Below are 6886 nucleotides of genomic sequence, written 5' to 3' on the forward strand. Positions count from 1 at the left end.
CCCCCGGCGCGCAAGCGCGCCCGGACTGTGCATTTTTTGCCTGCCTTTTAGATCATAAGAAGGCAAAAAAATAAGTTGTTGTTTTATAAAGCAATTTTAGGTGGGGTTAGGACACACTCTGTCCTAACCCTAGGACACGCTGTGCCCTAGGGTTAGCTTTTTTCTTGCATCTTCTGTCCAAAAAATTACACCTGTAATGTATTTTTTTGGACATTCACCGACGGCTTTCCGTCTTTGTGTGTCCTACCCTTAGGACAGAGCCTGACCTATGCCCAATGACAACCAGCCAAGCCCACTGCCTGCAAAAAAACAGCGCGGAACATGGGTCCAAACCGAACGCGCCGCTCATGAAGCATGGGCAATGTTTCTCGGGCTGCCAGGATCTCTGAATGCCTCCCGGGTGCTCCATCTGCTGATCGCCCGTGTCGAGGAGCACAACGCTGTAGTTATGTCGCAGAAGACCATGGCAGGCCTGTTAGGCATCGATATGCGGACAGTGCGGCGTGCCGTGGCTATGCTCAAAGAGCACCGCTGGATTGAAACCCGACAGATTGGGGATCGAGGCACGGTCAATGCTTATATCATCAATGATCGTGTTGCATGGAGCGGCCCGCGTGAAGGCATTAGGTATAGCCTGTTCACGGCCAATGTTGTCATCTCAGATGCTGAGCAACCCGATAGCGATGTTTTGGATCACCCAGAACCGCTGCGGAGGCTTCCAAGCCTTTATCCTGACGAGCAACAACTTCCTTCAGGCACCGGTTTGCCGCCTGAATCGCAGCCATCGTTTGAGGGAATGGAACTTGACCTGCCAGCAACGGTCAAAAGAAATGCACCCTGATGGAAAGCGTCTGCAACAAATTGCGAAACAGGTGTATGACCGGATCATGCAACACCATGAAATACCCTGATACGCCATGAAGTATACAGCAGGTCAAGCAGCTAAAGCAGTAGGTGTCTCGAAGGCAACGATCACCCGAGCGCTGCAAAACGGAAAAATTTCAGGGTCAAAAGATGACAGTGGGGCGTGGAACATCGACCCTGCTGAGTTGCACCGAGTATTCCCAGCCGTTGCACATGAACCACCTGCACCCCACACCATGAAACAATCCGCACCACCTGATAAACCCAATGAAACAGAGACGTTGGAGCTTGAAAATCAGATGCTGCGTGAGGCGCTAAGCGAGGCCCGGCAGGAACGGGACAGATGGCACCAGATTGCAGAGCGCCTCTCTCTTGCCCCCCCCACCGCTGCACCAAACCTCTCTGTATCCGGGAGAGGCTTCTGGTCTCGGCTACTTGGAAAAGCTAATTGAGCTTGGCCTACCTATCGGGCGACCCTTTATGAGATTACTATGACTTAGTGCTTTTAATCCAATCTGTTAGCGGGACTAAGTCATGCGCCCAGAAAAGAACAAGCCCGCGTTCTTGTGCTTCACGCAGGTTGTGCAGCTTATAGACCCCGCTCAGAACAGCGCTTGGCACCACCTGCCGCAACCCAAAGTCAGTTTTCCAGCTCGTCGCCTTCACTGCAGCATCGTTGTTCAGTCGTTTGACTGAATTGGTCGAGGAGTTTGATACCTTACACTCTATGGGCATCACTCGGTCGTCCCAAAGACGGACAATAATGTCTCCCTTACGGGTTCCTAAAAGGCTTTCGCCGCAAAATTCCCCCGGTGCCGGGGCGTGAGAAATTGTTCGGATCGCGCGCGAAGCAACTTCGATGAAGCCCAAATCTCTGAGCGCGACCTTGACCAGTTCCTCCTGTTGATTTTTGCCTAGCGTCCGTCGCCGGGTTTGGGTTCGGCTAACGGCCATCAATGCGGCCGAGGCGAGAATGGCGGCATTGCGCTCCGCCTCAGTCGGCTCACGGCCTTCCACAACCCACGCAAACCGGCGTCGATCAAGGACTTGCCGCACCACGCCGATTAACCGCAGTACAAGGTCAGGCGTCTGTTCTAGCGTGCTCCGCGTGAGCGATCGAGCGTCGGCAAGTACTTTCAGGTCATCCTCGGAGATTGGCGGCCCCGCCAAATAGCGGAAAGCTTCCAAAAGGCGGGGATCGCTCAGGACATCAAGCGCTGCTGTTTCCAATTCGGTTAGATCAACAGTCGCTTCCAACACCACTTCAATGTGACCTTGGTACTCGTCAAAAGCTTCTAAATAGTCCTCAAGCGGCTCTTCAAGGCGCTCCTTCGAAAAGGCGGCAATGGCCTTGCTGCGGGCGGATTCGAGTTGGTCGTCGGTCCAAACTGGCGGTTCAATCAAGAGGTCACTCCGGCAGCCAAAAGAGCCGGCCCTGGCACAATCAGCCTTTCCATTTCTCTTGGTTCAAACTTCGTCAGTCCCCCAGCATAGGTGCGTCCGGACTTTTGGGAAATATTCGATTGCAAGAACGCCACTAGTCTCTCTTGAACAGCTTCGCCCAGATGCTCACGAGGATAGAGACCGTGGGCAATATTTATGTGCCGCGCGTCAGCCTTGTTCAGAATAAAGCCTGGGGGCCGGCGGGCCATGTATGTCGAGATGATCGGAGCAGCAGCTCGCAAACCCACAGCCCACCAAGCCTTGCGATTTCTGGCTACATAGCCGGTGTTCGCCCCCATGGCCTTCGCAACCTTCAAAAACTTCTCGACTATCTTGCGCGCCGGTGTGTCCAGCTCATCAAGATCGGTAGGTAGGTCGATGACGCGGCGGAGCCTTTGAGAATCCGACAGTAGCCCGTCAGCTTCTAGGACCTCCCGCGCCCGTGTGATCGTCGGGAACAGGACAGTTTCGGGCAGACCAAGGCTGTGCGTCCCGGCGATCCAGACACCGTTAGCCCCTGTTACCGCGCCTCGATGGACGCGGCATAGTTCGCCCAACTCTACGTAACCCTCGGGCGGCTTCTCGGAACTGCGGGTTAGGTGCGACCAGCGGCTTTCTGCCGCAAGCCGCTCGCGATGCACCCGCCGCCCCCTCCCTAACTCGTTCAAAGACGCCAAATCCTCGATCCTTCGGAAATATACCGAAGCAGGTTTGGCTCCAATTTCGAACGTACTGATAGCGGCAGTGGCTGCCGCATCTGGGAACGGCTGCGCGGTCGGCTCGATAACTGTTATGCTCTTCCCGCCGAGGCGACCCAACATTAGTGATCGAACCAATGCACCGTAGTTCACATCCAGCCATTCCGATGCAGTGATGAAGGCTCCAAAGTCCTTAGGTTTCGCGCTGCTGGCCGTTGCGAGGAAGAAGTGGACATGAAGTCCCGCAAGCTTACTCGCTGGCAGCTTTAGCTTCGCGGCCTCGACCGCCAACCATTCTTTCCACGGGGCTGCAATCTGGTGATGCCGCACATAGGGCGGATTGCCAATGTAAAGGGTACTGCCATCAACTTGCTCATGGAACCGACGATAATCGCCTAGGATGATCCTGGCGCGCGCCCCGTAGCCACTGACAGCAAGGTTAGCCCGAGCCATCAGCGCCGCAAGCGGATCAACGTCGATCCCAATCAGCTCTGCCTTTGGAAATTTCTCTCCAGCACGGATCAAGAATCGTGCTGATCCAACGCCGGGATCAACAACCCGACAAGGAGTCCGAGTGTTAGCAGCCCAATCGACCATCGTCTGTACGATAGGCGCGGGCGTATAGGTCGCCCCATTTTCCCGGCGTACGTTTGGGGACCGCAAGGCTGAAAAGGCATCCCCCAAAGGATCTTCTGCCGCCATGATACGGCTGCGTAGATCGGCAACGATGCGGGGATCAACTGACAAGTCAGCAGCAGACTTGGCTAGAGCGATCTCAGCCCCCGATAGGGGGCCACCCACCCCTGCGGCGCCAAGCGCCAATGTCATAGCAACAAGGTCAGCCTCGCTGCTGAATAAGCTCAAGGGCAACTTCATGATGCAGACTTCATCGGAAGGCTGCGTCTTTTGTGAAAGGGCAGGACGTGAATTTTCTTCTCTTTCTTACGGGCCTTGGCAATGTCGTAGCTGCTCTGCATGCGCATGAGCGTGTCCATGGCAGTTCCAAACGCCTTTTCGATCCGCAAAGCCATTTCCGGCGACAGACTAGCTCTGCAGTTTAGAAGTTTGGACAATGCGGAACGAGTCACACCCAAAGCTTGCGCCGCCTCTGTAACCGACAGGCCAAGCGGTTGGATTACCTCTGACCAGACGAAGCGGCCTGGATGTGCAGGAGCAGAAATCTCTTTCCCATCTTCCATACTTACCTTCTTCCCCTCCCAGAAATTGCATCGTAGCACCGTGCACTGTAGCGCTACAGAATACAACCTTTGTTCTTCTTATGTTCTGAATCCAAGCATTCCCTATGCGCATCAATGAACACAGACAAAGCGTCGAGCATTAGAGTCCGTGTCCCTCGCCCCTGTCGTGCTCATGGTCACGGCGCTCTCGTTCCTGCACCCTCTCCTGCGCTTCACGTTCAGCAACCTCACGCTGTGCCTGCTGCCGTTGTTCGGACTCTATGTCCCGCGCCAGCGCCTCGGAGGCTGATGCCGCACCGGGCGCCGCCGCGGCAAAGAACTCATCCCAGGTATTGGGCGTAACCTGTTGCACGGTACTGCGCACCTGTTCCGCGGCGCGTTCCAGCCAGGAACGCGCCCGCTCGGCCAGCTCCTGCGCCACACGGGCCACCTCGACGGCCTGTGCCTTCACCTCTCGCCAGACCTGAACGGCCGCAACCTCGATGCCGCGCTCCTTGAGCTGCCACGCCCCTGCGGAAAGCTGCGGTAGCGGCTCACGGTCCAGCGCGACGGCCCGCACGGTCTCACGCAGCTCCTCGGCCTCGTCGCCACGCTCCCGCGCCTCGGCGGCCAGCTCAAGAGCCTCGTCCCGCTGCGCTTCCAGGGTGCGGTGGTCGATGCGCTCCTCGATGCCGGCGCGTTCGAGGGCGAGATTGGCATCCCGCGCCCATGCCTTCCGCCAGTCTTCGAGAAGCTCGACCTTGTTCCAGTCACGGTTCTTGGTGGTGAAACCTTCGGGGTCGATTTCGCGGGTGGTGAGCAGGATATGGGCGTGGTGGTTGCGATCATCACCGTCGCGCCCCGGCGCGTGCAGGGCGATATCCGCGACCATACCGCGATCCACGAACTGTTCCTGGGCAAAGTCGCGGACCAGCTCGATCCGCTGCGCATGGGTCAGCTCGGCAGGCAGGGCTACGCGCACCTCGCGGGCAACCTGGCTGTTCTTGCGCGTCTCGGCTTCCTCGACCCGGTTCCAAAGCTCGGATCGGTCGGAGACCCAATCCGGCGCGTGGTCCGGGGCGAGGATCTCGGTGTAATCGACGCCGCCGCGCTTGGCGTAATCGAAGACAAGGCCGGTGCGACGGTCTTCGATGCGCTCCGCCACGCGATAGGCGATAGCCGCCGTGGCGCTGCGGCCCTGGCTGCGGGAAATCATCGAGGCTCGAAGATGGTAGATCGCCATGTCAGCGCCGCACTTCGCTAAGGGTTCAAGGGAAACGCGAGTGTTCCCTTGCCCACACAAACGCGCAGCGTTTGTATAAGTGGGCACTTCGTGTCTTGCACCCTATCCTCTCTGCGGCCAGACTTGCAACCATTGAGAGAAGTCAGGATTTTAAAATGGCACGCAGCATTGATCAGCAGATTGCCGAGGCGCAGGCGAAGCTGAACCGTCTCAAGAGCAGACAGAAAGCCGCCGATACCAGGCGCAAGATCATCGTCGGGGCGGTTGTCACGACCGAGGCTCTGAAAGACCCCAAGATCGCACGGTGGATGGCAGGCACCCTGCGCAAGAACATCACCCGCGAGGTCGATCAGAAAGAGATAGCCGGGCTGCTGGTCGAGTTGGACGCGAAGGCGGGCACCGCATGAGCGCCAACGCCAAATCCCCCGGTGAGCTGATCGCCGATCTGACCGACCAAGTGCGGCTCCTGCGCCAGGACGTGGGCAACATCACCGCTACCACGACCACCAAAGCCGAGGCCGCAAGGCTCATGGCCTCGGTGCAGAAAGCTGCCGAGGAGGCATTCGAGCATGCTCAGGAGGTCATAGACGCCTCGGCGCATCTGGGCAGGCGCATGCATCAAGACAGCGCCAGCGCCGCTCAGGTGGCCGCTGAGAGGGCGATCAAGGGATTGGAACACGAGATCCAGACCGCTGCCAACCGCATGCGTCTGGAAGCCATTAAAGGCCGCCAACAGGCTTTGTACGGCTTCGGAGGGGGTTTGGCTGTCTTTGGAGGAATGATCGCTCTGGGGGCCGTTCTGGGCGTCCTGGCGTTTTCTCTGATCCAAGGACGCGGTGATGCCCACTCTTTTGGCCGCAATCCAGGCCTTTTCTGCACTACGGCTGGAGGTGAGCGCGGTACCACGCCAAGCGACGAGGAAAGCTATTGCGTCTTCTGGCTTGACCGCTAGTTGGACCTTCTCGGTTCAGCTTGTCAGATGCACAACCCCGGCGCGAAAAATCGCGTCGGGGCTTGCCGCCTCATAAGACCCGTTACAGCCCGAAACCCCGCCTCCCGGTTGAACAGCAGCGCTCCTAAGAGCCGCGAGGAGCCTCTCTGACGGACCTTGGTCCTCCTCCTGTCGGCTTGCACCGCAGGGTCGTCCAGCGCGCTCCGGGCCGCTAGCACCGCCTTTTCTCAGCCTGAAGATCCTAAAATCTGCGTCCATGCGCTGCGGGTCGGGATTTCCAGACGTATGCGCCTTTCCCTCCCCCGGACCCCCACCCGCCACGCGCGCATTCGCACGCGTAGTCGTCCACTCGGCCCACAAGGGGCCTCGCGTCCGACGGCATTCAAAAACTACACAGCCCGTCCGTTCGGCGGGGGGTCGCCAGCTACCTAGCGGGCGCTCCCCCCCGGCGCGCAAGCGCGCCCGGACTGTGCATTTTTTGCCTGCCTTTTAGATCATAAGAAGGCAA

The 6886-nt window shown here is 58.2% G+C and carries 8 protein-coding genes; 4 read left to right on the forward strand and 4 right to left on the reverse strand.

Annotated features, from left to right (window positions below; translation table 11 throughout):
* Positions 1 to 268: 268 nt before the first annotated feature.
* Both QMZ16_RS16050 and QMZ16_RS16055 read left to right on the forward strand, forming a co-directional pair.
* A complete protein-coding gene (locus QMZ16_RS16050; protein ID WP_282603998.1) occupies positions 269 to 841 on the forward strand; it encodes a hypothetical protein in 573 nt (190 codons plus the stop codon).
* 76 nt (positions 842 to 917) lie between these two features.
* Positions 918 to 1316, forward strand: a complete 399-nt coding sequence (locus tag QMZ16_RS16055; protein ID WP_282603999.1) for a hypothetical protein — start codon at positions 918 to 920, stop codon at positions 1314 to 1316.
* 37 nt (positions 1317 to 1353) lie between these two features.
* Here QMZ16_RS16055 and QMZ16_RS16060 read toward each other — a convergent pair whose 3' ends face one another.
* From QMZ16_RS16060 to mobQ, 4 genes are all read right to left on the reverse strand, one after another.
* Complete coding sequence (locus QMZ16_RS16060) at positions 1354 to 2268, reverse strand: XamI family restriction endonuclease (protein WP_282604000.1); 915 nt, start codon at positions 2266 to 2268, stop codon at positions 1354 to 1356.
* Positions 2265 to 3881 (reverse strand): N-6 DNA methylase, encoded by a 1617-nt coding sequence (locus tag QMZ16_RS16065; RefSeq protein ID WP_282604001.1) that lies wholly within the window; start codon positions 3879 to 3881, stop codon positions 2265 to 2267. Before QMZ16_RS16065 ends, QMZ16_RS16060 begins: the two co-directional genes overlap by 4 nt.
* Complete coding sequence (locus QMZ16_RS16070) at positions 3878 to 4204, reverse strand: HigA family addiction module antitoxin (RefSeq protein WP_282604002.1); 327 nt, start codon at positions 4202 to 4204, stop codon at positions 3878 to 3880. Before QMZ16_RS16070 ends, QMZ16_RS16065 begins: the two co-directional genes overlap by 4 nt.
* Before the next feature lie 139 nt (positions 4205 to 4343).
* Entirely contained in the window at positions 4344 to 5426 is a 1083-nt protein-coding gene (gene mobQ / locus QMZ16_RS16075) for a MobQ family relaxase (RefSeq protein ID WP_282604003.1), read from the reverse strand.
* Between the two features lie 155 nt (positions 5427 to 5581).
* Between mobQ and QMZ16_RS16080 the strand changes: the two genes are divergently transcribed.
* Both QMZ16_RS16080 and QMZ16_RS16085 read left to right on the forward strand, forming a co-directional pair.
* Positions 5582 to 5833, forward strand: coding sequence for a hypothetical protein (locus QMZ16_RS16080; protein WP_282604004.1), 252 nt, complete (start codon positions 5582 to 5584; stop codon positions 5831 to 5833).
* Positions 5830 to 6378, forward strand: a complete 549-nt coding sequence (locus QMZ16_RS16085; protein WP_282604005.1) for a hypothetical protein — start codon at positions 5830 to 5832, stop codon at positions 6376 to 6378. The genes QMZ16_RS16080 and QMZ16_RS16085 overlap by 4 nt, the downstream gene beginning before the upstream one ends.
* Positions 6379 to 6886: the final 508 nt, after the last annotated feature.

It is taken from the genome of Paracoccus sp. PARArs4, from assembly GCF_947311865.1.
Taxonomy (GTDB): Bacteria; Pseudomonadota; Alphaproteobacteria; order Rhodobacterales; family Rhodobacteraceae; genus Paracoccus; species Paracoccus zeaxanthinifaciens.